The organism is Iamia sp. SCSIO 61187 (genome assembly GCF_019443745.1).
GTDB lineage: Bacteria > Actinomycetota > Acidimicrobiia > Acidimicrobiales > Iamiaceae > Iamia.
This window is the reverse complement of sequence record NZ_CP050948.1, coordinates 1,660,493-1,685,495: the sequence shown is the minus strand read 5'-3', so window position 1 is coordinate 1,685,495 and position 25,003 is coordinate 1,660,493. Positions and strand designations below refer to the sequence as shown.

The following is a 25,003-nucleotide window of genomic DNA, read 5'->3' as shown; positions in this document are numbered from 1 at the left end:
CCGATGATCGGTCAGACCCTCGCCCTCGTCGGTGCCGTGCTCACGCTGCTGGCGGCGATCGGGGTCCTGCGGTTCCGGGACGTGCTCTCGCGCATGCACGCCCTGACCAAGGCCTCGACGCTCGGGTTCGTGCTCCTGGCGACGGGGGCGGCCGCCGAGCTGAGGACGGCGAACGACATCACCTCCGCCCTGCTCGCCGCGGCCATCCAGATCCTCACCCTGCCGGTCGCGGCCAACCTCATCGCCCGCTCGACCTACCTGGCCGCCGGCATCCCCCACCGGGTCGACGCCGTCGACGAGCTGGCCGATGCCCGCCGGGCCGAGGCGGGCCGGGCCGAGGCGGGCCGGGCCGAGGGCGAGGGTGACCACGACGGTTGAGGCACGCCCACCTCGGCCGGCGTCGAGGCTCGGGACCGCCATCGGGTGAGGCCGGTCCGTCGGAGGGCGATTCGCTGGCGATTCGACGTCGGACCCGCGCCGCCGCTCGGGGCGTCCTGCCGGCGTCGGTGGCGACGGCTCCCCGTTGCCTCCGCGGACGGTCGGCCGCCCGGCCCCGCCCATCGCCATCGGGTGAGGTCGGTCCGTCGGAGGGCGATTCGCTGGCGATTCGACGTCCGACACGGCGGTCGCACTGCGTGGACGGTCGTCTCGGTGTCGTACCCCCCTGCGATGATCGTCCCCGACGCCCACCTGTGACCCCCGGGGCGGATGGCGGCGAGCAGCCGACGACACCCGTCGACACCACCCGGGGGTCCCCATGCCCACCACCACCACCACCGCCACCACCACCAGCACGCCGGCGGCGCCGGGGGCGGACCCGGCGCCGGCGTGGCCGTCGTGGACACCGACCCTGGTCCGGGGCCGCCCTCCGACCCTGGGCAGCTCGGCCACGTTCTGGCTCCGCCAGATCGCCGGCCTCACCCCGGCCGACCGCCTCGCCCGCCACGTCGAGCGCGAGCAGATGCTCCACGAGCTCCACGACCTCGACGAGACCATGCGCGCCACGGCCGAACGCCGCCTCGACCTCCTCGGCCAGCTCGCCCTGCTCCGCGACACCCTCTACCCCCGCACCCCCTGGCCCCGGGGCCGCCGCCCACCCGACCACCGCCACCCCCTCATCCCCCCGGCCGCCGAACGGGCCGAGCCCATCGCCGGGGCGATCCTGCGCCAGGCCTGCCTCCAGATCCTCGCCCGCCACGGCCCCCTCCGCCTCCCCGAGATCCACGCCTGGCTCCACCGCTACGGCTACGTCATCGCCCACCCCCACCCCGTCAAGGCCCTCGCCGACGCCCTCGGCCACGAGCACGACCACCACCGGGTCTCCCGCATCGCCCGCGGCACCTACGCCCTCGACCGCACCCACCCCCGGCCCGACCACGGACCCCTCGACCCCACCCCCGACGGCGACCCCACCCCCGACGGCGACCCCACCACCATCGTCGACCCCCTCACCGACCCCCCACCCCGACCCGACACCCCACGACCCGGACCAGGCCCGGGAGAATCCCGATCCGCCGCCCCCGAGATCCGTGTGCCCCACGGCACGACGCTCCCGCTGGATGGACTACCTACCGGTCGGTAGGCTGGTTTGCGGTCCCGGGGAACCGGTCAGTCCCGGGGGCCGTCAGCGAACGCCGCCGACCCGAAGCCCCCCGTGAGGACACCGACGTGAGCACCGCCCACGCCTTGGAGCGCGAGCCCGACGAGCGGGTCAACTGGCCCGCCTCGATCCCGATGTTCATGATCCACGGCCTGTGCCTGCTGGCCATCGTGACCGGCGTGACGTGGAAGGCGCTGGCCCTCTGCGCCGTCCTCTACTTCGGGCGCATGTGGTTCATCACCGCCGGCTACCACCGCTACTTCTCGCACCGGTCCTACAAGACGAGCCGGGCCTTCCAGTTCATCCTCGCCTTCGGGGGTGGCACCGCCGCCCAGAAGGGCGCCCTGTGGTGGGCCAGCCACCACCGCGACCACCACCGGTTCAGCGACACCGAGCGCGACGTGCACTCCCCGCTCAAGGGGTTCTGGTGGAGCCACATGGGCTGGATCCTGTGCGACAAGCACAAGGGCTGGGACCCGGACTCGATCAAGGACTTCAACAAGTACCCCGAGCTCCGCTTCCTCACCAAGCACGACTGGATCCCGCCGTGGACCCTCGGTGTGGCCTCGTACTTCATCGCCGGCTGGCCCGGCGTGGTCGTCGGCTTCTTCTGGTCGACCGTCCTGCTGTGGCACGGCACCTTCACGGTGAACTCGCTGGCCCACGTCATGGGCCGCCGCCGCTACGCCACCACCGACACCAGCCGGAACTCGGCCCTCATCGCCGCCTGGACCGGCGGCGAGGGCTGGCACAACAACCACCACTACTACCAAGCCTCGGCCCGCAACGGCTTCTTCTGGTGGGAGTACGACCCCACCTACTACCTGCTGAAGTTCCTCTCCTGGTTCCGCATCGTCCGTGACCTGAAGGTGCCACCCGCCCGCGTGCTCGACCAGGCCCGGGTCCGCGAGGGCACCTTCGACGTGGGCATGTTCAAGGCCCACTGGGGCAAGGCCACCGCCGCCCTGTCGTCCCACACCCGCTCGGCCGTCGGTGCCGAACGGGCCGACGGCGACGCCGACAGCGACGGCGACGAGCTCGAGGCCGCGACCCGGCGGGAGGCCATCGCCGAGCAGATGCACGCCAGCCGCGAGGCCCTCGAGGAGAGCGTGCGGACCGCCATGCGCTCGGCCGAGGAGCTGGCCCAGCTCAGCCGCCGCCAGCGCTCCCTCACCCGCGCCGAGTGACCCCCGGCCCGGCGTAGCCGAACGAGTGCCTGCGACCTACTGGAGACCCTCGTTGAGCTTGTCGAGGGCCTGCTCCTCGGTGACGTCGAGGGCGAAGCTGAGCTCGGACACGAGGATGCCCCGGGCCCGCTCGAGCATCGACTTCTCGGCCGTCGAGAGGCCCTTGCCGGCCTCGCGCAGGGCCAGGTTCCGGACCACCTCGGCGACCTGGTAGACGTCGCCGGACTTCATCTTCTCCTGGTGGTTCTTGAACCGCCGGCTCCAGTTGGCCGGCTCCCGCACGTCGCGCTTGCCGATGAGGCGGAACAGGTCCTCGACGTCGGACTTGCTGATGGGCGGGCGCATGCCCACCTCCTCGGCCTTGTCGACCGGGACCCGCAGGGTCAGCTCGCCGTGGACCATGTGGAGGACGAGGTACTCCCGCTTCTCGCCGAAGGCCTCGATCTTCTCCTTCTTCTTGATCACCGCCGCACCGTGGTGCGGGTAGACGACGCGGTCACCGACCTTGAAGGTCACGTACGGGCTCCTGGGGTCGAGCGGAGGGAGAGCGGCGCGTCGGAGCGGCTGGAGGCCCGCGACGCAGCGCACCAGTGTGCCACCTGGACGCCTCCGATCCTCAGTCCGTGCCCGGCTCGGCCGCCGGAGCGCGCCGACGGGCGCCGAAGACGGCGACGCCGGGGGCAGGCGCCTACCGGCCGGTGACCTCGGCGGTGGGGAGGTGGCGCCCGTCCGGGAGCGCCTCCCAGCCGACGCGGACGGCGTCGCCCACGGCGATGGCGCCGGGGTCGCCGGCGCTCGAGCACTGGAGCATCATGCGGACGCCGTCGACGAGGTCGACGAGGACCACGGCGTAGGGCGCCCGGTCGGCCAGGCCCGGGTGGTTGGGCTTGGGCTGCACCGACACGGCGTGGACGGTGCCCTCGGGCTCCGCGTCGCGCCACTCGATGGCGTCGGACAGGCAGGTGGGGCAGAAGCCCCGGGGGTACCAGTGGGGGGCGTCGCAGTCGGTGCACCACGGGAGGGTGAGGCGCCGGTCCCGGCTGGCCTCCCAGAACGGGGCGCCGGCGTCGGACTGCGGCGGGCTGAACCGCTCGGGGCGGGGGCGCTCGGCGGCCATCAGAGCGTCGCCTCCGTGCCCAGGACCACGGTGGCCATGGCGGACAGCACACCGCCGCTGCCGTGGGCGACGGCGACCTCGGCGCCGGGGACCTGGCGCGGCCCACCCTCGCCCCGCAGCTGGCGGACCGCCTCGACCAGCAGGAACATCCCGTACTGGCCGGGGTGGGTGTACGCCAGCCCGCCGCCGTTGGTGTTGGCCGGCAGGGCGCCACCCGGTCGCAGGGGCCCGTCGGCCACGAAGGGCCCGCCCTCGCCCTTGGGGCAGAACCCGAGGTCCTCGAGGGCCAGCAGGACGGTGATGGTGAAGCTGTCGTAGAGCTCGACGACGTCGACGTCGGTCGGGCCCAGCCCGGCGATGGCGAAGGCGTCGCGCCCGGAGATCGCCCCGCCGGTCGTGGTCAGGTCGGGCATCTGGCTGATCATCGAGTGGGTGTGGCCCACGCCCGCCCCGAGCACGGCGACCGGGGGCCTGGCCAGGTCGCGGGCTCGCTCCATCGAGGTCAGCACCACGGCGCCGGCGCCGTCGGTGACGAGGCAGCAGTCGAGCTTGTGCAGCGGCGAGGCCTCCATCGGCGAGGCGAGGACGTCGTCGACGGTGATGGGGTCCTGGAGCCGGGCCCGGGGGTTCATCGTCGCCCACTCCCGGGTCTGTACGGCGATCTCGGCCAGCTGCTCCGACGTGGTGCCGAACTCGTGCATGTGGCGGCTGGCGGCGAGGGCGTAGGCGCCCATGGGGAGGCGCAGGCCGTGGGGGAACTCCCACTCCATGTTGGGCGTGACGCCGGCGGTGTTGGCCCGGCTGCCCCAGCCCCCGGTGCCCCGCTTGAAGTCCGAGCGGGGGGTGGCGGCGTAGACGACGACCACCACCTCCGCCAGGCCCAGGGCGATGGCCGCCGCCGCGTGCTGGACGTGGATCTCGAAGCTGGACCCGCCGGTCTGGGTCGTGTCGGTCCACCGGGGGGTGATGCCGAGGCGCTCGGCCAGCTCGAGGCTGGCCGCCCACCCGACGGGGTTGTTGATGGCGACGCCGTCGACGTCGGCCAGGGTGAGGCCGGCGTCGGCCAGCGCCTCGCGGATCATGCGGGCCTCGATCTGCGGGACGGTGCCCGGGATCTGGCCGCTGGCGTCGGCCTGGTCGGCGACGCCGACGATGGCGGCGGCGCCGCGGAGGGGGTGGTCGGGCACGGCCCATGGCTAGCGCCTGGGGTGCGACGGGTTCCAGTTTGCAGAGCGCGTGCAAGTTCTTGGCCGCGGGCGTACTGTCGAGGCATGGAGAGCACCGCCGACCGCGTCGTCCCGCCCGGCCCCCGGGAGCCGTTCGCGGAGGGCGAGCCCATGGCGACGGGGCTCAACCCGTTCGTGCCCGGGTTCTTCGACGACCCCTACGCCCAGTACCGGGAGCTGCGGGAGACCGACCCGGTCCACCACTCCCCCCTGGGCCTGTGGTTCCTGTCCCGCTGGGAGGACTGCCACAAGGTCCTCCGCCTGCCGGGCACGTCGGTCGACGAGCGCAACTCGACCATGGCCCGCCGCCAGGAGCTGGAGGCCGCGTTCGAGGCGCGGGGGGCCCGCCGCAGCACCTCAATCCTGAGCACCGACCCGCCGGACCACACCCGCATCCGCAAGCTGGTGTCGAAGGCGTTCACGCCCCGCACCATCGCCCGGCTCGAGGCCCGGGTGGCCGAGGTGGCCGACGAGCGCCTCGCCGCGGCGGCGGCGATCTCGGCCGACGCCGGCTCGGTCGACCTGATCGAGACGCTCGCCTTCCCGCTCCCGTTCCAGGTCATCCACGAGATGCTCGGCATGCCCGACTCGGTCGAGGCCGACGTGCTGCGGGGGCTCTCCCAGACCGTCACCCAGTCCCTCGACCCCGTCCTGGCCGTGACCCGCGCCGAGGAGATCGCCGAGGCCGGCGAGGAGCTCTTCGGCCTCGTCGCCGAGGCCATCCGGTGGAAGCGCGACCACCTGGCCGACGACCTCCTCAGCGCCCTCGTGCTGGCCGAGGAGGAGGGCAGCACCCTCAGCGACGCCGAGCTGCGGGACAACGTGACGCTGCTCTACCTGGCCGGCCACGAGACGACGGTCAACCTCATCGGCAACGGCCTGCTCGCCCTGCTGCGGCACCCGGACCAGTCCCGGGTCCTCCGCGACGACCCGGGGCTCGACCAGGGTGCCATCGAGGAGCTCCTCCGCTACGACAGCCCGGTCCAGTTCTCCCGGCGGATCGCCCTCGAGCCCTTCGAGGTCGACGGTCAGCGGGTCGAGGTGGGCGAGATCGTCATGACCGGGCTGGGGGCGGCCAACCGGGACCCGGCCAAGTTCGGGCCCACCGCCGAGGAGCTCGACGTCACCCGGGCCGACGCCCACCACCACATCAGCTTCGGCAGCGGCGTCCACCACTGCCTGGGCGCGGCGCTGGCCCGGCTCGAGGGCCGCACCACCGTCCCCCGGGTCCTGCGCCGGTTCCCCGCCGCCGAGCTGGCCACCGACACCGTCGAGTGGAACGGCCGCATCGTCCTCCGCGGCGTGGCCGCCCTGCCCGTCACCCTCGGCGCCCCCGCCTGACCGCGCACGGATCGCCCCGCGGCGATCTGCGTCAGCGCTGCATCTGCTCCAGGGCCGCCTTCATCTGGGCGTGGACGAGGTTGACGGCCTGGAGGGGGCGGATCATCACGCGGAACTCGACGATCTTGCCGTCGTCGTCGCAGCGGATGATGTCGACGCCGTTGACGTACTTGCCCTCGACGGTGGTCTCGAACTCGAGCACGGCGGTGTCGCCGGCGAGGACCTCCTTGGTGTAGCGGAACCCGCCGCTGCCGTCCGTCGCCGGCGCCCCCTCGGGGCGGTCGCCGGGCAGGGTCTGGCCCGCGGCCTGGAGGTACATGGTGGTGATCGCCTTGCCCTCCTGGGGCGTGAAGACGATCGGCGAGTAGAAGACGACGTCGTCGTGCAGGAGCTCGTCGAGCCCGCCGGGGAGCTGGCCCCGCACGTGGGCGTGCCAGCGTTCGATGAGGTCGTGGATGGGGCCGTCGGACATGGACCGGACCCTACGACGAGAGCTGGGCCGGCGCCGTCTCGCCGGTGACGTCCCAGACGTGGTGGACCGGGTCGTGCACCAGGTACTGGGCGAAGGTGGTGACGGTGAACTGCGAGCCGTCGCTGCGCAGGCCGGTCCGGGCGTGCTGGTCGGGGGTGACGGCGGCGAACGAGGTCGCCAGCCTCTCCCCCGCCGCGACCAGCGCGTCGGCGACGGCGGCCGGGTCCTGCTCGCCGTAGCGCTCCTCGACGGCGGTGACGTCCTGGTCCCAGTTGGCGAACCGGGCGTCGTCCTCGTCGAGCATCAGGTGCAGGCGCTCGTCGAAGAGGGTGAACACGTCCCGGACGTGGCAGGCGTACTCGAGCGGCGACCACACCGCGGGCGCCGGTCGGGTGGCCACGTCGGGCCGGGCCAGCACCTCGACCCAGCGGGCGGCGTTGGCCCGGACGATGCCGGCGACGTCGGCGACGGCGACCGTCGAGGCGTCGAGGCCGCACTCGGGGCAGGCGCGCCCCAGCACCCACGTCCAGTCCTTGGTGTCCGGCACGATCGCATCGCTCATCGCCGGCAACCTACGACGGGCCCCGCCCCCGGACGAGACGGAAACCGCCAGCCCCCGCCCACAAGGCGCCAGCCGACGGTACGTGCCGGGCACGCCCCGTCGGTCGACCTACACGTCGAGGAAGCGGCCCACGGCGAAGCCGGAGCCGACGGCGCCGAGGAGGGCGCCGGCGAGCACGAGCCACACCGACTGGCCGATCACGGTGCTGACGGTGAAGTCGAAGTCCTGGAAGATCTCCAGGTTCTCCTCCTTGGAGAGCGACTGGAACAGGACCGAGTTCACCCCCAGGAGCATGGCGACCGAGAGGAACCCGCCGAGCAGGGCCTGGACCATGCCCTCGAGGATGAACGGGACGCGGATGAACCAGTTGGTCGCGCCCACCAGCTTCATGACCTCGATCTCGCGGCGGCGGGCGAACATGGCCGTGCGGATCGTGTTGTAGATCAGCAGCACGGCGATGCCGGCGCTGATGGCGGCGGCGAACAGCACGCCGAAGCGGAGCCGGCTGGAGAGCTGCTGGATGGCCTGGATGGCCTCGTCGGCGCTGACCACCTCGAGCACGCCCTGCTCGGCGTCGAGCACCGACCGCAGCGCCACCACCGCCTCGATGTCCGGGTTGCGGGGCGTCACCCGGAACGAGGTGGGGATGTCCTCGGGGCGGAGCAGGTCGCTCATCACCTCCGAGTCGGCGAACAGCTCCTGGGCCTCCTCGAAGGACGCCTCGCGGTCGACGTAGGTGGCGTCGGCGACCTCGGGGTTCTCCTCGAGGGTCCGCCGCAGGCTGTCGATCTGCTCCTGGGTGGCGTCGGCCTCGACGAAGACGACGATCTGGACGTCACCCCGGAAGCGGCCCGAGAGGTCGTCGACGCCCTGGCGGACGAGGAGCGAGACCCCGGCCAGGGTGAGGGCGATGGCCACCGTGACGACCGACGCGATGGTGAGGGTGGGGTTGCGCCCGAGGTTCTGGGCGGTCTCCCGACTGACGTATCCGACGTTGAGCGCCATGCCGTCCTACTCGTAGACGCCGCGCGCCTGGTCGCGGATGATCGTGCCCCGGTCGAGCTCGATCACCCGGCGTCGCATGGTGTCGACGATGCTGCGGTCGTGGGTGGCCATGACCACCGTGGTGCCGGTGCGGTTGATCCTGTCGAGGAGCCGCATGATGCCGACCGAGGTGGCCGGGTCGAGGTTGCCGGTGGGCTCGTCGGCCAGGAGGATCAGGGGCCGGTTGACGAACGCCCGGGCGATGGAGACGCGCTGCTGCTCGCCGCCGGAGAGCTCGTCGGGGTAGTTCTTCTGCTTCTTGGCCAGGCCGACGAGCTCGAGGATGGCCGGGACCTGGGTCTTGATGACGTGGCGGGGGCGCCCGATGACCTCGAGGGCGAAGGCCACGTTCTCGTAGACGTTCTTGTTCTGCAGCAGCTTGTAGTCCTGGTAGACGCTCCCGATGTTGCGCCGCAGGTAGGGGATCTTCCAGGAGCTGAGGTCGCCGATGTCCTTGCCGGCGACGAAGATGTGGCCGGCCTGCGGCTTCTCCTCCCGGTTGAGCAGGCGGAGCAGGGTCGACTTGCCCGAGCCCGAGGGGCCCACCAGGAACACGAACTCGCCCTTGCCGATCTCGAAGGATCCGTCCTTCAAGGCGACGACATCGCCCTTGTAGACCTTGGTGACGTTCTCGAGCTTGATCATCCGGTGAGCGACGTTACAGGGGTGTGACTCCCCGACCGCGGCACCGGCGGGGCGAGGTGAGAGGAGTCACACGCCCTCTGCGCCGCTCGCGCCGCACGCCGGCGACGCCGGGCAGACGGATCAGGTCGTGGCCAGATCCTCGGCCCGCCGCCAGCGGAGGTAGGCCTCCATGAACGGGTCGACGTCGCCGTCGAGCACGGCGTCGACGACCCCGGTCTCGTGGTCGGTCCGCAGGTCCTTGACCATCTGGTACGGCTGGAGCACGTAGGAGCGGATCTGGCTGCCGAAGCCCACCGAGTGCTGCTCGCCCCGGATCTCGTCCAGCTCGGCCTCCCGCTCGAGGCGGGCCACCTCGGCCAGCTTGGCCTTGAGGATCTGCATGGCCCGGTCCTTGTTCTGGTGCTGGCTGCGCTCGTTCTGGCAGGACACGACGATGCCGGTCGGCAGGTGGGTGATCCGCACGGCCGAGTCGGTGACGTTGACGTGCTGGCCGCCGGCCCCCGACGAGCGGTACACGTCGATCCGCAGCTCCTTGTCGTCGATGACCACGTCGGGCACGTCCTCGAGGAACGGGGTGACCTTCAGGGCGGCGAAGGCGGTCTGGCGCTTGCCCTGGGCGTTGAACGGGCTCATCCGCACCAGCCGGTGGACGCCGTGCTCGGAGCGGAGCAGGCCGTAGGCGTGCCGGCCCTTGATCATCACCGTGGCCGAGGAGATGCCGGCCTCGGAGCCCTCGGAGACCTCCTCGATCTCGGTGGCGAAGCCCCCGCGCTCGGCCCACCGCAGGTACATGCGCAGCAGCATGTTGGCCCAGTCCTGGGCGTCGGCGCCGCCCTCGCCCGACTGGACCTCGATGATGGCGTCGGCCTCGTCGTGCTCGCCGGTGAACAGGCTGCGCAGCTCGAGGCGGGAGAACCGCTCGCGCAGCTCGGCGATGGCTGCCTCGATCTCGGGCTCGAGGCTCTCGTCGCCCTCCTCGCGGGCCATCTCGGCCAGGGTCTCGGCGTCCTCGACGTCGGCCTCGAGGCCCTCGTAGGCGTCGACGTCGTCGACCAGGGCGGCCAGCTCGCCGGTGACGGCCCGGGCCCGGTCGGGGTCGTCCCACAGGTCGGGGCGGGTGGCCTCGGTCTCCAGCTCGGGGCGCTGGTCCCGCAGGTCGTCGATGCGCAGGTACTGGCGCGCCTCGGCGAGCGACGTGCGGAGGCGGGAGAGGTCGTCGGAGAAGTCGCGCATGGCGCCTCCGAAACTACCCCTGGTCCGGCCGACCCGGACCTACCGGGCGCGGACCACGACGGTGCCGGCGGCCCGGTCGGTGAGGTTGCGGCGCATGGGGTCGAAGCCGGCCGTGGTGAACAGGCCCATGGCCACCGCCAGGGCCAGCTGGTGGGGGATGACGAGGATCACGGCGACCAGGCCGATGCGCAGGGCGGCCTCCCACCAGAGGGGGCAGCGCCCGTTGGCCTGGCGGGCGACGCGGATGCCCACGATCAGCTTGCCGAGGGTCTGGCCCCACAGCGCCACCGTCACCGTCTCGTAGACGAGGAGGGTCAGGGCGAGCGGGCCCCACACGGCCACCCAGCCCCGGGTCGAGACCTCGACCGCCTCGGCCTCGCTCGAGTCGCCGCCGTTGGCGATCAGCATCACCAGGAACACGATGCCGAAGTAGGGGATGCCGATCACCAGGGTGTCGATGGTGCGGGCCAGGCCCCGGGCCCCCAGCGTGGCCAGGGAGTTGACGCCGGTGCGGGGGAACGACTGCGGCCCCTCGGGCATCTGCTGGTGGCTGGGCGGGTGCCACTCCTCGATCTCCACGACGCCCCTCAGTCCGCGGCGTCGGCGAGCGACTCGGAGAGGGCGGGGTGGACGAGCAGGCTCTCGACGATGTCGGTCACCCGCAGCCCGGCGGTGACCGCCAGGGCGAGCACCGAGATCAGCTCGGCCGCGTGCTGGCCGACGATCGAGCCGCCGAGGACCACGCCGGTGGCGGGGTCGGAGACGATCTTCACGAAGCCGCGGGCGTCGTCGTTGATCAGGGCCTTGGCCGACGCCGAGAACGGCACCTTGGTCACCCGGACCTTGCGGCCGCTGGCGAACGCGTCGGCCTCGGCCAGGCCCACGTCGGCGATCTCCGGGTCGGTGAAGATGGCCGAGGCCGCCTTCTCGTAGTCGAGGTGGCGGTGGGGGCCCCGGTGGAGGCCCAGGGCGTGCTCGGCGATCTTGCGGCCCTGCATGCTCGCCACCGACGACAGCGGCAGCTTCCCGGACAGGTCGCCGGCGGCGTAGATGTGCGGCACCGAGGACTTGCAGTTGTGGTCGACGACGACGTAGCCGCCGTCGGTCTCGACGCCGACGGCGTCGAGACCCAGCTCCTCGGAGTTGGGGATCGACCCGATGCAGAGCAGGGCGTGGCTGCCGGTGGCGACCCGGCCGTCGTCGCAGCGCACCGCGACCCCGTCGTCGCTGACGTCGATCGCCTCGGCCCGGGCGCCCTTGAACAGCTTGACGCCGCGCCGGAGGAAGTCCTCCTCGAGCACGGCGGCGACCTCGGGGTCCTTCTGGGGCAGGACCTGCTGGCGGCTCACGATCAGGGTGACGCCGCAGCCGAAGGCCGAGAACATGTGGACGAACTCGACGCCGGTGACGCCGGAGCCGATGACGACCAGGTGGTCCGGCAGGACCGGCGGCGGGTACGCCTCACGGGTCGTGAGCACCCGGTCGGACTCGATGGGGGCGAAGGCCGGGATCCGGGGCCGGCTGCCGGTGGAGAGGACGATCGTGTCGGCCTCCAGCACCTCGGTGGCACCGCCGTCGTTGGGGGTGACCTCGACCTGGTGCGAGCCGACGAGGCGGCCGGTGCCGGCGATGGTGCGCACGCCCTGGTCCTTGAGCAGCCCGGAGACCGACCCCTCGAGGCGGTCCTCGATGGCGGCGATCCGGTTCCGCAGGGCGTCCAGGTTGAGGGTGGGCTCGACCGGGGCCAGGCCCATGCCGGCGGACCGGCGGAGGTCGTCCATGGTCCCGCCGGTGGCGATCATCGCCTTGGACGGGATGCAGTCGCGGAGGTGGGCGGCCCCGCCGATGACGTCGCGCTCGATCATCGTGACCTCGGCCCCGAGGCGGGCGGCGACGGTGGCGGCCTGGTTGCCGGCCGGTCCTCCCCCGATGACGACGAAGCGGTGGGCCATGCCCCTGACCTTAGGGGCACCTTGACCAGGTGCATCCCCGCTGCGACGGTGGGACCGTGGACGCCCTCACCCAGCACCGGGACGGCGACGTGGTGACGGTGACCCTCGCCCGCCCCGAGCGCCGCAACGTCCTGGCCCTCGCGGTGCTGGAGGCCCTGACCGAGGCCTTCGCCGCCATCGGGCGCTCCGACGCCCGGGGCGTGGTGCTGGCTGCCGACGGCCCGGTGTTCTCGGCCGGCCACGACTTCGCCGACATGGCGGGGGCCGACCTGGCCACCGCCCGCCACCTGTTCCGCACCTGCACCGACCTGATGGAGACGGTGCAGGGCATCCCCCAGCCGGTCGTGGCCCGGGTCCACGCCCTGGCCACCGCGGCCGGCTGCCAGCTGGTGGCCACGTGCGACCTGGCGGTGGCGGCCGAGTCGGCCGGCTTCGCCCTGCCCGGCGGGCGGGGCGGGCTCTTCTGCCACACCCCGGCGGTGGCGGTGGCCCGGGCCGTGGGCCCGAAGCGGGCCCTCGAGATGGCCCTCACCGGCGACGTGATCACCGCCGCCACCGCGGCCGAGTGGGGGCTGGTCAACCGGTGCGTGCCCGACGACGAGCTCGACGCCGCCGTCGCCGACCTCCTGGCCCGGGCGACCCGGGGCGGGCGGGAGGCGAAGGGCCTGGGCAAGCAGGCGTTCTACGCCCAGGTCGGCCGGCCCCAGGCCGACGCCTACACCCTCGCCATCGAGGTCATGGCGGCCGCCACCCAGACCGACGACGCCCGCGAGGGCATCTCCGCCTTCCTCGACAAGCGCCCGCCCTCGTTCTCCTGACCGACGACGGACGGGGTCTGACCCCAAGCGTCCACCGGACCCATCAGCGGCGGGTCTGGCGGCGCAGCGCCTGCCCCAGCCGCTGGTACACGGGCCGCACGACCCGTCCCGGGAGGTAGCGGTGGCGCTCCTCGTGGGCGACCCGGGCCCGCGGGTGCGGCATCACCAGGGCGAGGGCCAGGTGGGTCCGCAGCGAGGGGTGGAAGCGCCCCTTGGGCTCGGACGGGTGGAGCTCGATCCGGCCGAGGTGCTTGGTGTTCACGTAGCCGTACTGGCCCGGGCTGACCAGCCGGAGCGGGGCGCCGTGGGCGCCGTCGAGCGGGGCCCCGTCCAGGTGGTCGGCGAGCAGCACGTCGTCGCCCCGGAGGTCCTCGAGCAGGGCGACCGACCGGTACCCGTCGAGCCCGGTGAGGGCGACGTGGGTGATCTCCACCCCGGCCGGGACGGTGCGGGCGACGACCGCGTCGTAGAAGGCGGCGAACGGGATGCCCTCCCAGCGCCGGGCGCTCGCCGTCCACCCGGCGACGCAGTGGAAGTCGGCCACGACCTCCCGTCGCGGCAGGTCGGCCAGGTCGGACAGCGGCACGGCGAGGACCTCCGGGTTCCCGCCGGCCACCTCGACCACGGGCTCGGCCGGGACGGTGGGAGGCGGGGCGTCGGCGCCGGCGCCGAAGCGGGGGAAGCCGGTGATCCGGGTCTGGCCGGGGGGCAGCGCCATGGTCGTCTCCTCGCGCTCGGGCCGGATGCATACGGCACCGTATAACGTCACGGTACGACGCCCGGCCTCCCGGCGCCACCCCGGACCGGACCCCGACGGCATGGCGTCGGTCACACTGCCCTAGCCTGGGCCGCTCGCAGGAGGACCCCGTGACCGACGCCGCCCCACCCGCCGCACCACCCGCCCCGGCCGTCGACGCGCCCGGGCGCTCGACCCCGCCGCCCCTCGTCGTCGCCGGCCTGGCCTCGCTCGGGGCCGGGGCCGTCCACGCCGCCGCCATCGGCGTCCACAGCGAGCACCGGTCCGCGGTGGTGGCCTTCACCATCGTCGCCGCCCTCCAGCTGGGCTGGGGGGCGCTGGCCCTCACCCGGGGCGGCCGGGTGATGGCCGGCCTCGGCGCCGCCGTGGCGCTGGTGGCCCTCGCCGGCTGGGTGCGGGCCAAGACCGCCGGCATCGACCTCATCGCCGGGCTCGAGGCGGCCGAGGACGTACAGCTGGCCGACGGCGTGGCCGCCGCCCTCGCCGCCGTCGCCCTCCTGGGCGCCGTCCGGGCCCTCCTCGACGCCGCCCTCGGCCGGCCCGTCCGCGCCCCGCGGCTCACCGTCCCCCCGGTGGCCCTGCACGGCGCGGCCACCGTCGCCGTCGCCGCCGTGAGCGTCGCCGCCATGGTGTCGGCCGGGTCCCACTCCCACGCCGGGGGCCACGACGAGGCCGCCGCCGGCGACCACCCCCACGGCGCCGAGGACGCCGCCCACGCCGACGGGGACCACGCCGAGGACGCCGGCCACGCCGACGGCGAGGACCACGGCGCCGACGAGGGGCATGACGCCGGCGAGGGCCACGCCGAGGCCGTCGAGCTGCCGACCCGGCCCTACGACCCCGCCCTGCCGATCGACTTCAGCGGCGTCGAGGGCGTCACCCCCGAGCAGCAGGCCGCGGCCGAGAACCTGGTGGCCGTCACCCTCGCCGACCTGCCCCAGTTCGCCGACGCCGCCGCGGCCGAGGCCCGGGGGTGGCACTCGATCGGCGACGGCTTCACCGGCCACGAGCACCTGATCAACTGGGACCTCATCGACGACGGGCGCATCCTCGACCCCGACGCCCCCGAGTCGCTGGTGTACGACACCTCGGGCGGCGGCCGGCGGCTGGTGTCGGCCATGTTCATGATGCCGCGGGGCAGCAGCCTCGACGAGGTGCCCGAGCTGGGCGGGGCCCTGACCCAGTGGCACGTCCACGACGACCTCTGCTTCTCGCCGGGCGAGAACCCGCGCGTCGCCGGGGTGACCGAGGTCGGCGGGACGTGCGAGCCGCCGCTCCAGAAGTTCGACCCCACGCCCATGATCCACGTCTGGATCGAGCCCCACCCGTGCGGCCCCTTCGCCGCCCTCGAGGGCGTCGCCGCCGGCCAGGTGGCCCCGGGCGAGGAGCACCTCTGCAACCACGAGCACGGCACCGGCTGACCCACCCCACGGCGGTCCGGCCGACCCACGCCACCGCGGTGCTGGCGACGATCCCGGGCGCCCTGGCCCCCACGATCGTCCCCCGGACGGGATGGGGCGTACCGTGCGGCCGGTGAGCGACGGCGTGCCCGACCGCGAGGAGGCCGAGCGGCGCGACGCCGCCAACCCGCTGGCGGGCTTCCGGTCCCGGTTCGTGGGGCTCGCCGACGAGCGGCCCTACCTGATGGGCAACTCGCTGGGCCCGCTCCCCCGCGCCACCGAGGAGGCCCTCGCCCGGTTCACCCGTGACGGGTGGGGCGGGCGCAAGGTCGAGGGCTGGCACGACTGGCTCGACCTGCCGGTGCGGGTGGGCGACCGCCTCGGGCGCCTGGTCGGCGCCGGACCCGGGCAGGTCGCCCTGGGTGACTCGACGTCGGTGCAGCTCCACAAGCTGGTGGCCGCCGCCCTCGACGCCCGCCCGGAGGCCACGGCGGTGGCCCTGGCCGACGACGAGTTCCCGACCGACCGCTACGTCGTCGCCGCCCTCGCCGCGGCGCGTGGCCTCGACGTGCGGGTCGTCGCCACCGACGGCCCCGACGGCCCCATCACCGCCGAGTCCGTGACCGCCACCTGCGCCGACGGCGCCGTGGCCGTCCTCGTCGCCTCGCTGGTGCGGTTCCGCTCCGGCGCCCTCGCCGACGCCGCCGCCGTCACCGCGGCGGCCCAGGGCCACGGCGCCCTGGTGCTCTGGGACCTCTCCCACGCCGTCGGCGCCGTGCCCGTCGCCCTCGACGAGGTCGGGGCCGACCTGGCCGTGGGCTGCACCTACAAGTACCTGAACGGCGGCCCGGGCGCGCCGGCCTTCGCCTACCGGGCGGCACGCCACGCCGGCACCCTCCTCCAGCCCGTCCACGGCTGGTTCGGCCAGGCCGACCAGTTCGCCCTGACCGCCGCCTACGCCCCGGCCGCCGACGCCCGCCAGCTGGTCGTCGGCACCCCACCGGTCGCCGGGCTCGTCGCCGTCGAGCAGGGGGTCGCCCTGGTCGAGGAGGCCGGCATCGACGCCCTCCGCCGGGTCGGCCAGGAGCAGGTCGCCTTCGGGATCGCCCTCGCCGACGGCCTCGCCGACCGCGGCGTCGGCGTCATCACGCCCCGGGACCCCGACGCCCGGGGCGCGCACCTCGCCCTCCGCCACCCGCGGGCGCCCGAGCTGGTCGCCGCCCTCCTCGACCGGGGCGTGGTGGTGGACGCCCGGGCCCCCGACGTCATCCGCCTGGCGGCGGCGCCGCTGCACACCCGGTTCGTGGACGTGTGGCGGGCCCTCGACGCCCTCGGCCGGCTCCTCGCGACCTGACCGCACCCCGGCCGCCACCGACGGCGTGCACCAGGCCCACATCGTCGGTCGCGCCGTCTCGGTCGGGGGCGCCGCCGGCTCAAGTCCGTCGCCGGCCGACCGATCGAGGGGGAGATGGCAGCGCGCTCGGCCCCCACGGCCGCCCACCCGCCCCCGGCCCCGGACTGGATCCTCGGGCACGACGGTCACTGGAAGCCCCCGCCGTTCTCGGCCGACGGCTCCCCGACCCCGACCTCCCGCCGCTCGGCGGCGACGGTCGATCCCGGGGACGGCGCGGACGAGCGTTCCTCGACCCGGTCGAGCCCGGGAGCCGGTGTGGTCTTCGCCGTCATCCTGGTGGTGCTCGCCGTCTCCTACCTCGCCTGGATCTGCCTCGGCCTCCTCTGAGCGAACGGTCTCGACGGTCCCGGCCATCTGACGGGGAGGTCGGGATCCTCAACTCCGCCGCCGAGGCACCGATGGTGCGTGCGATGGCACCGCCACTCGCCGCCACGGCCGACACGACGACCGACGCACCGGCCTCCACCGTCGGGTCCGACGTCCGCTGGGCGCCGCCCGCCTCGTCGTCCGGTGCCACCCTCGGTCCCGCCGTCCCTCGGCCGGCCGCCACCGTCGCCCCCGGCGACGAGCCGGCCGGGCGGCACACCCGTCGTCCGAGCGCCGAGGTCAACGTGGTCTCCGCCGTCGTGCTGGTGCTCCTCACCGTGTCGTACCTGGTCTGGTTCGGTCTCCGCTACCTCTGACCGAGCTCAGCCCAGCGGCCGGCTCCAGCTGGCGAAGCGCTTCTCCTCGACGAACCCCAGCCCCCGGTAGAGGGCCGCCGCCCCGGTGAGGCTCTCGGCGTCGACGCCGATCATGGCGTGGTCGAGCCCCTCGGCCCGGAAGGCGTGGAGGGCCCGGACGATCAGGGCCGAGGCGATGCCCCTCCCCCGCCACTCCCGGAGCGTCCCCAGCGTGGAGATCCAGGCCTCGGCGTGACCCCGGACCTCGTCGTCCTGGGGGAACCGGTCGGCGAGCAGGAAGGCGACGACCTCGTCGCCGGCGACGGCCACCGAGCTCAGGTCGGGGCGGAACACCGACGCGGCGACGACCTCGGTCCGCCAGGCGTCGGGGTCGCGCTGGCGCGAGCCCCAGTGGTCGGCCCACGACGCGTTGAACGCCCGGCGCACGGCGTCGTCGTCGACCTCGGCGTAGGGGACGAAGCGCACGCCGGCGGGCGGGTCGGGCACGGGCGGGAGGTCGGTCAGCGGCTGGCCCAGGTCGAGCCACCAGCGCAGGACGGTGAACCCCATGTGCCGGAACAGCCGCTCGTGGCTGTCGGACCCACCCGGCGCCATGGCCTCGGCCACGCCCGGATGGCTGGGCCACGTGGCCCGGTGCACGGCATCGGCCCGCTCGACCTGCCACGCCAGCAGCTCCCGGCCCAGGCCGGTGCCGCGATGGGCGGGGTGGACGCCCCCCCAGATCCACACCCGGTCGAGCTCGAGCGGCTCGCCCCGCGTCTCGACCAGGCCCCAGGCCCGCACCTCGTCGTCCGGCCCCACGGCGATCCGGGAGTCGGTGGCGACGTCGATCCCGGGGCCGTCGAGCCGCTCGGCCAGCTCGTCGACCGACAACCGCTCCTCCAGCCCGTCGGCCTCGGACGCAGCGTCGACGGCCGCCACCACGGCGTCGTGGTCGCCCTCCTCGACGGGTCGCCAGATCACCTCGCTCATGGCTGCGCACAGTAGGGCTGGGGCGCAGGGCGGGGACGGCCGTAATCTCCTGGCTGTGACCAGCGACGCCGACCCGACCCTCGACGACTGGCGCCAGCAGGCGAGCAGCGACCTGAAGGGCCGGGACCCCGACGAGCTCACCCGCACCCGCCCCGAGGGCATCGACGTCAAGCCGCTGTACACCGCGGCCGACCTCGAGGGGCTCGACGCCGACACCCTGCCGGGGTTCGCCCCCTTCACCCGGGGCGTGCGGGCGACGATGTACTCGAACCGGCCGTGGACGATCCGCCAGTACGCCGGCTTCTCGACCGCCGAGGAGTCCAACGCCTTCTACCGGCGGAACCTGGCCGCCGGCCAGCAGGGCGTGTCGGTCGCCTTCGACCTGGCGACGCACCGCGGGTACGACTCCGACCATCCCCGCGTCGAGGGCGACGTGGGCAAGGCGGGCGTGGCCATCGACTCGGTCGAGGACATGAAGATCCTCTTCGACGGCATCCCCCTCGAGAAGATGTCCGTCTCGATGACCATGAACGGGGCGGTGCTGCCGTGCCTGGCGTCGTTCATCGTCGCCGGCGAGGAGCAGGGGGTCGACCAGGCCCAGCTGTCCGGGACCATCCAGAACGACATCCTCAAGGAGTTCATGGTCCGGAACACCTACATCTACCCGCCCGAGCCGAGCATGCGGATCGTGTCGGACATCATCAGCTACACGTCCGAGCACATGCCCCGGTACAACTCGATCTCGATCTCCGGCTACCACATGCAGGAGGCGGGGGCGACGGCCGACCAGGAGCTGGCGTTCACCATCGCCGACGGCCTCGAGTACGTCCGGTACGCCCTCGACCGGGGCCTCGACGTCGACCGCTTCGCCGGCCGGCTCAGCTTCTTCTTCGCCATCGGCATGGACTTCTTCATGGAGGTGGCCAAGCTCCGGGCGGCGCGCATCCTCTGGCACGAGGTGATGAGCCAGTTCTCGCCCAAGAACGAGAAGTCGCTGATGCTGCGGACGCACTGCCAGACCTCGGGGGTGTCGCTCACCGCCCTCGACCCCCACAACAACGTGATCCGCACCACCATCGAGGCCATGGCGGCGGTGATGGGCGGCACCCAGAGCCTCCACACCAACGCCTTCGACGAGGCCCTCGGCCTGCCCACCGACTTCAGCGCCCGCATCGCCCGCAACACCCAGCTGGTGATCCAGGAGGAGACCGGCATCCCCCACGTGGTCGACCCCCTCGGCGGCAGCTACTACGTCGAGGCCCTCACCAACGACCTGGTGGAGAAGGCCCGCACGCTGATGGCCGAGGTCGAGGAGCTGGGCGGCATGACCAAGGCCGTCGAGTCGGGGATGCCGAAGCTCCGCATCGAGGAGTCGGCCGCCCGCCGCCAGGCCCGCATCGACCGGGCCGAGGAGGTCGTGGTCGGCGTCAACAGGTACGTGGTGGAGGACCCCGAGCAGGTCGAGGTCCTCGACATCGACAACCGGGCCGTGCTGGCCCAGCAGGTCGCCAAGCTCGAGCGCATCCGGGCCGAGCGCGACCAGGCCGCCTGCGACGCCGCCCTCGAGGCCCTCCGGGCCGGCGCCGAGGGCGACGCCAACCTGCTGGCCCTGTGCATCGACGCCGCCCGGGCCCGGGCCACCGTGGGCGAGATGAGCGACGCCATGGAGGCCGTGTTCGGCCGCCACTCGGCCCAGGTCCGTACCCTCGAGGGCGTGTACGGCAAGGGCTACGAGGGCGACGCCGGGTTCGAGGCGGTGCAGGCCGACGTCGACGCCTTCGCCACCGACGAGGGCCGCCGGCCCCGGATGCTCGTGGTGAAGATGGGCCAGGACGGCCACGACCGCGGGGCCAAGGTCATCGCCACCGCCTTCGCCGACCTCGGCTTCGACGTCGACGTCGGCCCGCTGTTCCAGACCCCGGCCGAGGCGGCGCGCGACGCGGTGGAGAACGACGTCCACCTCGTCGGCGTGTCGTCCCAGGCCGCCGGGCACAAGACCCTCGTGCCCCAGCTGCTCGCGGCCCTCGAGGCCGAGGGCGCCGGGGACGTCCTCGTCGTCTGCGGTGGCGTCATCCCGCCCGGCGACATCCCGTTCCTCGAGCAGGCCGGCGTGGCCGCCGTCTTCGGCCCCGGCACCAACATCCCCGAGGCCGCCACCAAGGTCCTGGGCCTCCTCCGGTCCCGCTGAGCGACCTGGTGCCCACCCCGACGATCGAGGACGAGGAGGTGGGCGAGGGCCACGGCGGCGACGGCGAGGCCGCCGCCGACGAGCCGCGCCCCGATGCCCCGGCCCCGCCGGACCTGGCGCCCATCGGGCTCCGGTCGGTGCCCCGGTTCGTGTGGGCCCTGACCGTCCTCTACGGCATCTGGATGGCCATGTCGTCGGTGCTGACGCCGCTCTTCGTCGCCCCCGACGAGTACGTCCACGTCGACCTCGCCCTCGCCCTGGCCGACGACCCGCACTACCCGGCCTACGACGAGCGCCACACCGGCATCCCCATCCTCCGGGTCGTCCCCCGCTACTTCGCCGACGACATCCGCAACCCCGACCTGGCCCGGGCCGACGCTCCGCCCAAGAGCGAGCGGCGCGACGTCCACACCCTCGGCGGCATGGCCGGGACCCCGACCAGCAAGCTGAACCAGCAGCCCCAGCACCCGCCGCTCTTCTACCAGGCGATGGCGCTGGTCGTGAGGCTCGAGCGGTTCGTGATGCCCGGGGAGAGCCCGCCTGCGCTCACCACCGAGGTCGGCATCCTGCGGCTGGTCAACGCCCTCCTGCTGCTGGTCGTCCCCTGGGCGGGGTGGGCCGCGGCGCGCCGCTTCGGCGCCGATCGCGGCGCGGCCCTGGCCGCCGCCGCGCTCGCCGTCATGGTCCCGCAGATGACCCACATCGGGTCGGTGGTCAACAACGACAACCTGCTGGCGGCGCTGGGCGCGGTGCTCACCGTGCTCCTCGCCGGCGTGACCCGTGGGGACCGCCGCCCCCGCACCCTCGTCCTGGTCGCCCTGGTGACGGGGGCCGCCCTGCTGACCAAGGCGTTCGCGCTCCTGCTCCTGCCGTGGATCGCGGTGTCGTTCCTCGTCGGCGCCCGCCGCCGCCAGCTCGCCGGGGCCAGCCCGTGGCCGATGGTGCTCGCCGGCGCCGCGTCCGGCGTGGGGGCCGCGGTCGTCAGCGGCTGGTGGTGGATCGGCAACCAGGTCCGCGAGGGGCGGTTCGCCCCCTCGCTGGAGGACACGCTCCTGCCCACCCGGGAAGGCTTCACCCCCGACGCCGGCGAGTACTGGCGCCGGTTCGGGGCCTTCTTCGTCGAGAGGTTCTGGGGCTGGTTCGGCAACTACTCCGCCCGGCTGCCCCTGGTCGTGATCTTCATCGCCTCGGGCGTCCTCGTGCTCCTGCTGCTGACCGGCCTCGCCTTCCCCGGCGGCCGCCTGCGCCGGGTCGACACCGCCGTCCTCCTGCTCCCGCCCGTCGCCATCTTCGGGTTCGTCGCCGAGCACGCGTGGGGGCTCCACGCCCGCACCGGCGCCTACCCGTTCATCCAGGGTCGCTACCTGTTCGCCGCCATGGTGCCCATCGCCCTGATCGCCGCCGCCGGCCTCCGGACCCTCGCCCGCCGCTGGGCGCCCCTCGTCGCGGTGGTGGCCGTCATCGCCCTCCACGTCGTCGGCTTCGCCACCATGCTCGACCAGTTCTGGGGCGCCCCGGGCGAGGGGTGGCGGGCCGAGGTGCGGGCCATGGTGGCGTGGAGCGCGTGGACGGCGGACCTGCTCGTGGCCGGGACGGTCGTCGGCGGCCTGGTCGGCCTGGCCGCGGTCGCCGTGGTGGTGCGCGAGGCCGTGCGGGCGGCGGAGCGGCGCCTACCTTTGTCCGATGCCTGCGCCGACCGACCCGACCGCGCTGGCCGAGGGGGTGCGGGCCGGTGATCGCCGGTCCCTGGCCCGGGCCATCACCCTCGTCGAGTCGACGCGGGCCGACCACCGGGAGCAGGCCGACGCCCTGGTCAGCGGGCTGCTCCCCCACACCGGTGGTGCCGTGCGCCTGGGCATCAGCGGACCGCCCGGCGTGGGCAAGTCGACCTTCATCGAGGCCTTCGGCACCCACCTGACCGGGCTCGGGCACCGGGTCGCCGTGCTCGCCGTCGACCCCAGCAGCTCCCGCTCGGGCGGGTCGATCCTGGGCGACAAGACCCGGATGGAGCGTCTGGTGCGCGACCCGCACGCCTTCATCCGCCCCTCCCCCGCCGGCGGGGAGCTGGGCGGGGTGGCCCGGCGCACCCGGGAGGCGATGCTGCTGTGCGAGGCCGCCGGCTTCGACGTCGTGCTGGTCGAGACCGTCGGCGTGGGCCAGAGCGAGATCGCGGTGGCCGACCTCACCGACCTGTTCGTCCTCCTCGCCTCCCCCGCCGGTGGCGACGATCTCCAGGGCGTGAAGCGGGGGATCATGGAGCTGGCCGACGTCGTCGTCGTCACCAAGGCCGACGGCGAGCTGGCCCAGGCCGCGGCCCACGCCTGCGCCGACATCCGTCGCGCCCTCCACCTCCTGCGCCCCCGGCACACCGAGGTCGAGCCCCAGGCCCTGCTGGCCTCCTCCCCCACCGGGGCCGGCATCGCCGAGGCGTGGGACGCCATCCGCACCGCCCACGAGGCCCTCGCCGCCAGCGGGGGCCTCGCCCGCCAGCGGGCCCAGCAGGCCCGGGCCTGGCTGTGGTCCGAGGTGCAGGGCGCCCTCGAGCTGATGCTGCGGACCGACCCCGACGTCGCCGCCGCCCTCCCCGAGGTCGAGGCCCAGGTCGAGGCCGGGTCGCTCACCCCCTCGGCCGGGGCCCGTCGCATCCTCGGCCGGCTGCGCCTCGATCGCTGAGCGGCGGACGGCCGCCGCCATGCTGCTGCGCCGGGCCGGAGCTGAGTCGGGACCGTCGCGGGGCCCCATGTAGCCTCGCCCCATGGCCGACCTGGACGTCAGCATCGTCCTGCCCGTGTACAACGAGCGGGGGCACCTGGGGGCCGAGATCGACCGGATCCGGGCCGCCATGGACGCCTCCCGGTACACCTACGAGATCATCGTCATCGACGACGGGTCGAACGACGGGTCGGGTGAGGCCCTGCGCCAGATCGAGGGCATCCGGCTCATCCAGTTCGCCACCAACCGGGGCTCGGGCTCGGCCCGCAAGTACGGCACCCGGGCCGCCCGGGGCGACGTCGTGGTGTGGACCGACGTCGACATGACCTACCCCAACGACCTGATCCCCGAGCTGGTCGACCAGCTCGCCGGCTACGACCAGGTCGTCGGGGCCCGGACCTCCGAGCAGGGCACCCACAAGGTGTTCCGGGTGCCGGCCAAGCTGTTCATCCGGAAGCTGGCCTCGTACCTCGTCCAGACGCCGATCCCCGACCTCAACTCGGGGCTCCGGGCCTTCCGGCGCGACGTCGCCCTCCAGTACGTGAGCCAGCTGCCCCCCGGGTTCAGCTGCGTCACCACCATCACCCTGACGTTCCTGGCCCACGGCTACAGCGTGAAGTACTGGGACATCGAGTACTCCGAGCGGGCCGGGAGCTCGAAGTTCCACTGGTGGACCGACACCCGCCGGTACCTGCTCCAGGTCATCCGCATGACGCTGTCGTTCAACCCGCTGCGGGTCTTCCTGCCGCTGGGGCTGCTGCTGATGCTGATCGGGTCGGGGAAGCTCGTCTACGACATCGTCGCCAACGACTGGAAGGTGGCCATCAACACCCTCCTGGTCCTCTTCGCCGCCTTCCAGGTGTTCATGATCGGCATGCTGGCCGACCTGGTGGGCCGGGCCACCCGGGCCACCGAGGAGGTCCAGCCGGCGGCGCTCCACACCGTCGACCCCGGCGCCGTGGTGCCGGTCGTGGCCCCGCCCGAGCCCGAGCCCGCCGGCCGGTGACCGCCCCCTCCGACGTCACCGACGTCCCCACCGGCAACACCTTCGACAAGTACGGGTCGTCGAACCCGCTGGTCCGGCGGATGATGGCCGGGTTCTTCGGGGCCCTCGAGGCGTCGCTGCCGAACGAGCGCCCCGGCCACGTCCTCGAGGTCGGCGTGGGCGAGGGCGAGGTGTTCGACCGGGTCCGGGCCCGCTGGCCCGACGTGCCCTACGCCGCCATCGACCTGCCCGACCCCGAGCTGGCCGCCGACTGGCGCCGTCGGGGCCTGGCCGGGATGTTCGCCGACATCGGGCGGCTGCCGTTCCCCGACGACACCTTCGACCTGGTGCTGGCCATCGAGGTCCTCGAGCACGTCCCCGACCCCGAGGCCGCCATCGCCGAGATGGCCCGGGTCGCCCGCCGCCACCTCGTCCTCTCCGTCCCCCGGGAGCCGATCTGGCGGGTCGCCAACCTGGCCCGGGGCAAGTACGTCAAGGCCCTGGGCAACACCCCGGGCCACATCAACCACTGGTCGAGCGCCGCCTTCGGCGGCCTCGTCGCCTCCCGGTTCACCGTGGCCGACGTCCGCCGCCCGTTCCCCTGGACGGTGGTCTCCGCCCGCACCCGCTGATCCCCCCCAACCTTGTCCGGAAGTCACCCTCTGCGGCAGGGTTCCGGACAAGGTTCGCGGCAG

General features: G+C 73.8%; 25 protein-coding genes and 1 pseudogene. 14 read left to right on the top strand and 12 right to left on the bottom strand.

Translation table 11 applies throughout. The annotated features are described in order from the left end of the window. The first annotated feature begins 3 nt into the window (after positions 1–3). The 3 genes from mnhG (at position 4) to HC251_RS08140 (ending at position 2,787) form a co-directional block, all read left to right on the top strand. A complete protein-coding gene (gene mnhG, locus HC251_RS08150; RefSeq protein WP_219944804.1) occupies positions 4–378 on the top strand; it encodes a monovalent cation/H(+) antiporter subunit G in 375 nt (124 codons plus the stop codon). A gap of 379 nt (positions 379–757) precedes the next feature. Next, entirely contained in the window at positions 758–1,582 is an 825-nt protein-coding gene (locus HC251_RS08145; RefSeq protein WP_219944803.1) for a hypothetical protein, read from the top strand. A gap of 86 nt (positions 1,583–1,668) precedes the next feature. Beyond that, positions 1,669–2,787, top strand: a complete 1,119-nt coding sequence (locus HC251_RS08140; protein ID WP_255566636.1) for an acyl-CoA desaturase — start codon at positions 1,669–1,671, stop codon at positions 2,785–2,787. A 36-nt stretch (positions 2,788–2,823) separates the two neighbouring features. On the opposite strand, the gene HC251_RS08135 is transcribed toward HC251_RS08140, so the two are convergent. The 3 genes from HC251_RS08135 to HC251_RS08125 form a co-directional block, all read right to left on the bottom strand. Continuing rightward, complete coding sequence (locus tag HC251_RS08135) at positions 2,824–3,303, bottom strand: CarD family transcriptional regulator (protein WP_219944802.1); 480 nt, start codon at positions 3,301–3,303, stop codon at positions 2,824–2,826. Positions 3,304–3,475: 172 nt separating this feature from the next. Continuing rightward, a complete protein-coding gene (locus HC251_RS08130) occupies positions 3,476–3,904 on the bottom strand; it encodes a Zn-ribbon domain-containing OB-fold protein (RefSeq protein WP_219944801.1) in 429 nt (142 codons plus the stop codon). Continuing rightward, the gene (locus tag HC251_RS08125) at positions 3,904–5,091 is read right to left on the bottom strand and encodes an acetyl-CoA acetyltransferase (protein ID WP_219944800.1); all 1,188 of its coding nucleotides are present in this window, start codon (positions 5,089–5,091) and stop codon (positions 3,904–3,906) included. Before HC251_RS08125 ends, HC251_RS08130 begins: the two co-directional genes overlap by 1 nt. Before the next feature lie 84 nt (positions 5,092–5,175). On the opposite strand from HC251_RS08125, the gene HC251_RS08120 reads away from it, so the two are divergent. After that, positions 5,176–6,471, top strand: coding sequence for a cytochrome P450 (locus HC251_RS08120; protein WP_219944799.1), 1,296 nt, complete (start codon positions 5,176–5,178; stop codon positions 6,469–6,471). A gap of 31 nt (positions 6,472–6,502) precedes the next feature. Here the strand turns inward: HC251_RS08120 and HC251_RS08115 are convergent, their stop codons facing one another. The 7 genes and pseudogenes from HC251_RS08115 to HC251_RS08085 all read right to left on the bottom strand — a co-directional run. Further along, complete coding sequence (locus HC251_RS08115) at positions 6,503–6,943, bottom strand: nuclear transport factor 2 family protein (protein ID WP_219944798.1); 441 nt, start codon at positions 6,941–6,943, stop codon at positions 6,503–6,505. Positions 6,944–6,953: 10 nt separating this feature from the next. Next, on the bottom strand, positions 6,954–7,505 hold the full coding sequence (locus tag HC251_RS08110; protein ID WP_219944797.1) for a DinB family protein: 552 nt from the start codon (positions 7,503–7,505) through the stop codon (positions 6,954–6,956). Between the two features lie 108 nt (positions 7,506–7,613). After that, positions 7,614–8,510, bottom strand: coding sequence for an ABC transporter permease (locus HC251_RS08105; protein WP_219944796.1), 897 nt, complete (start codon positions 8,508–8,510; stop codon positions 7,614–7,616). A 6-nt stretch (positions 8,511–8,516) separates the two neighbouring features. Then, entirely contained in the window at positions 8,517–9,194 is a 678-nt protein-coding gene (gene ftsE / locus HC251_RS08100; protein WP_219944795.1) for a cell division ATP-binding protein FtsE, read from the bottom strand. Between the two features lie 120 nt (positions 9,195–9,314). Then, the gene (gene prfB, locus HC251_RS08095) at positions 9,315–10,427 is read right to left on the bottom strand and encodes a peptide chain release factor 2 (RefSeq protein WP_219944794.1); all 1,113 of its coding nucleotides are present in this window, start codon (positions 10,425–10,427) and stop codon (positions 9,315–9,317) included. Positions 10,428–10,466: 39 nt separating this feature from the next. Further along, on the bottom strand, positions 10,467–11,006 hold the full coding sequence (locus HC251_RS08090) for an RDD family protein (protein ID WP_219944793.1): 540 nt from the start codon (positions 11,004–11,006) through the stop codon (positions 10,467–10,469). A gap of 8 nt (positions 11,007–11,014) precedes the next feature. Beyond that, positions 11,015–12,382, bottom strand: a pseudogene (locus HC251_RS08085) (NAD(P)/FAD-dependent oxidoreductase); the annotation flags it as partial. A 53-nt stretch (positions 12,383–12,435) separates the two neighbouring features. On the opposite strand from HC251_RS08085, the gene HC251_RS08080 reads away from it, so the two are divergent. Then, complete coding sequence (locus tag HC251_RS08080; RefSeq protein WP_219944791.1) at positions 12,436–13,197, top strand: enoyl-CoA hydratase-related protein; 762 nt, start codon at positions 12,436–12,438, stop codon at positions 13,195–13,197. 43 nt (positions 13,198–13,240) lie between these two features. On the opposite strand, the gene HC251_RS08075 is transcribed toward HC251_RS08080, so the two are convergent. After that, complete coding sequence (locus HC251_RS08075; protein ID WP_219944790.1) at positions 13,241–13,915, bottom strand: molybdopterin-dependent oxidoreductase; 675 nt, start codon at positions 13,913–13,915, stop codon at positions 13,241–13,243. Positions 13,916–14,064: 149 nt separating this feature from the next. Here HC251_RS08075 and HC251_RS08070 point away from each other — a divergent pair, with 149 nt between their 5' ends. From HC251_RS08070 to HC251_RS08055, 4 genes are all read left to right on the top strand, one after another. Next, entirely contained in the window at positions 14,065–15,375 is a 1,311-nt protein-coding gene (locus HC251_RS08070) for a hypothetical protein (RefSeq protein ID WP_219944789.1), read from the top strand. Positions 15,376–15,487: 112 nt separating this feature from the next. Further along, complete coding sequence (locus HC251_RS08065) at positions 15,488–16,708, top strand: aminotransferase class V-fold PLP-dependent enzyme (RefSeq protein ID WP_219944788.1); 1,221 nt, start codon at positions 15,488–15,490, stop codon at positions 16,706–16,708. Between the two features lie 114 nt (positions 16,709–16,822). Next, the gene (locus tag HC251_RS08060; protein ID WP_219944787.1) at positions 16,823–17,095 is read left to right on the top strand and encodes a hypothetical protein; all 273 of its coding nucleotides are present in this window, start codon (positions 16,823–16,825) and stop codon (positions 17,093–17,095) included. Between the two features lie 83 nt (positions 17,096–17,178). Beyond that, positions 17,179–17,451: a hypothetical protein gene (locus HC251_RS08055; protein WP_219944786.1), complete on the top strand. Its 273-nt coding sequence runs from the start codon at positions 17,179–17,181 to the stop codon at positions 17,449–17,451. 6 nt (positions 17,452–17,457) lie between these two features. Here the strand turns inward: HC251_RS08055 and HC251_RS08050 are convergent, their stop codons facing one another. Then, complete coding sequence (locus HC251_RS08050) at positions 17,458–18,423, bottom strand: GNAT family N-acetyltransferase (RefSeq protein WP_219944785.1); 966 nt, start codon at positions 18,421–18,423, stop codon at positions 17,458–17,460. 55 nt (positions 18,424–18,478) lie between these two features. On the opposite strand from HC251_RS08050, the gene scpA reads away from it, so the two are divergent. The 5 genes from scpA to HC251_RS08025 all read left to right on the top strand — a co-directional run bounded on the left by scpA (position 18,479) and on the right by HC251_RS08025 (position 24,940). Then, complete coding sequence (gene scpA / locus HC251_RS08045; protein WP_255566635.1) at positions 18,479–20,611, top strand: methylmalonyl-CoA mutase; 2,133 nt, start codon at positions 18,479–18,481, stop codon at positions 20,609–20,611. Positions 20,612–20,619: 8 nt separating this feature from the next. Next, positions 20,620–22,347, top strand: coding sequence for a glycosyltransferase family 39 protein (locus tag HC251_RS08040; RefSeq protein ID WP_219944783.1), 1,728 nt, complete (start codon positions 20,620–20,622; stop codon positions 22,345–22,347). After that, the gene (gene meaB / locus HC251_RS08035; RefSeq protein ID WP_219944782.1) at positions 22,295–23,284 is read left to right on the top strand and encodes a methylmalonyl Co-A mutase-associated GTPase MeaB; all 990 of its coding nucleotides are present in this window, start codon (positions 22,295–22,297) and stop codon (positions 23,282–23,284) included. The genes HC251_RS08040 and meaB overlap by 53 nt, the downstream gene beginning before the upstream one ends. Positions 23,285–23,366: 82 nt before the next feature. Next, complete coding sequence (locus tag HC251_RS08030) at positions 23,367–24,329, top strand: glycosyltransferase family 2 protein (RefSeq protein WP_219944781.1); 963 nt, start codon at positions 23,367–23,369, stop codon at positions 24,327–24,329. Next, complete coding sequence (locus HC251_RS08025) at positions 24,326–24,940, top strand: class I SAM-dependent methyltransferase (protein WP_219944780.1); 615 nt, start codon at positions 24,326–24,328, stop codon at positions 24,938–24,940. Before HC251_RS08030 ends, HC251_RS08025 begins: the two co-directional genes overlap by 4 nt. Positions 24,941–25,003 lie beyond the last annotated feature (63 nt).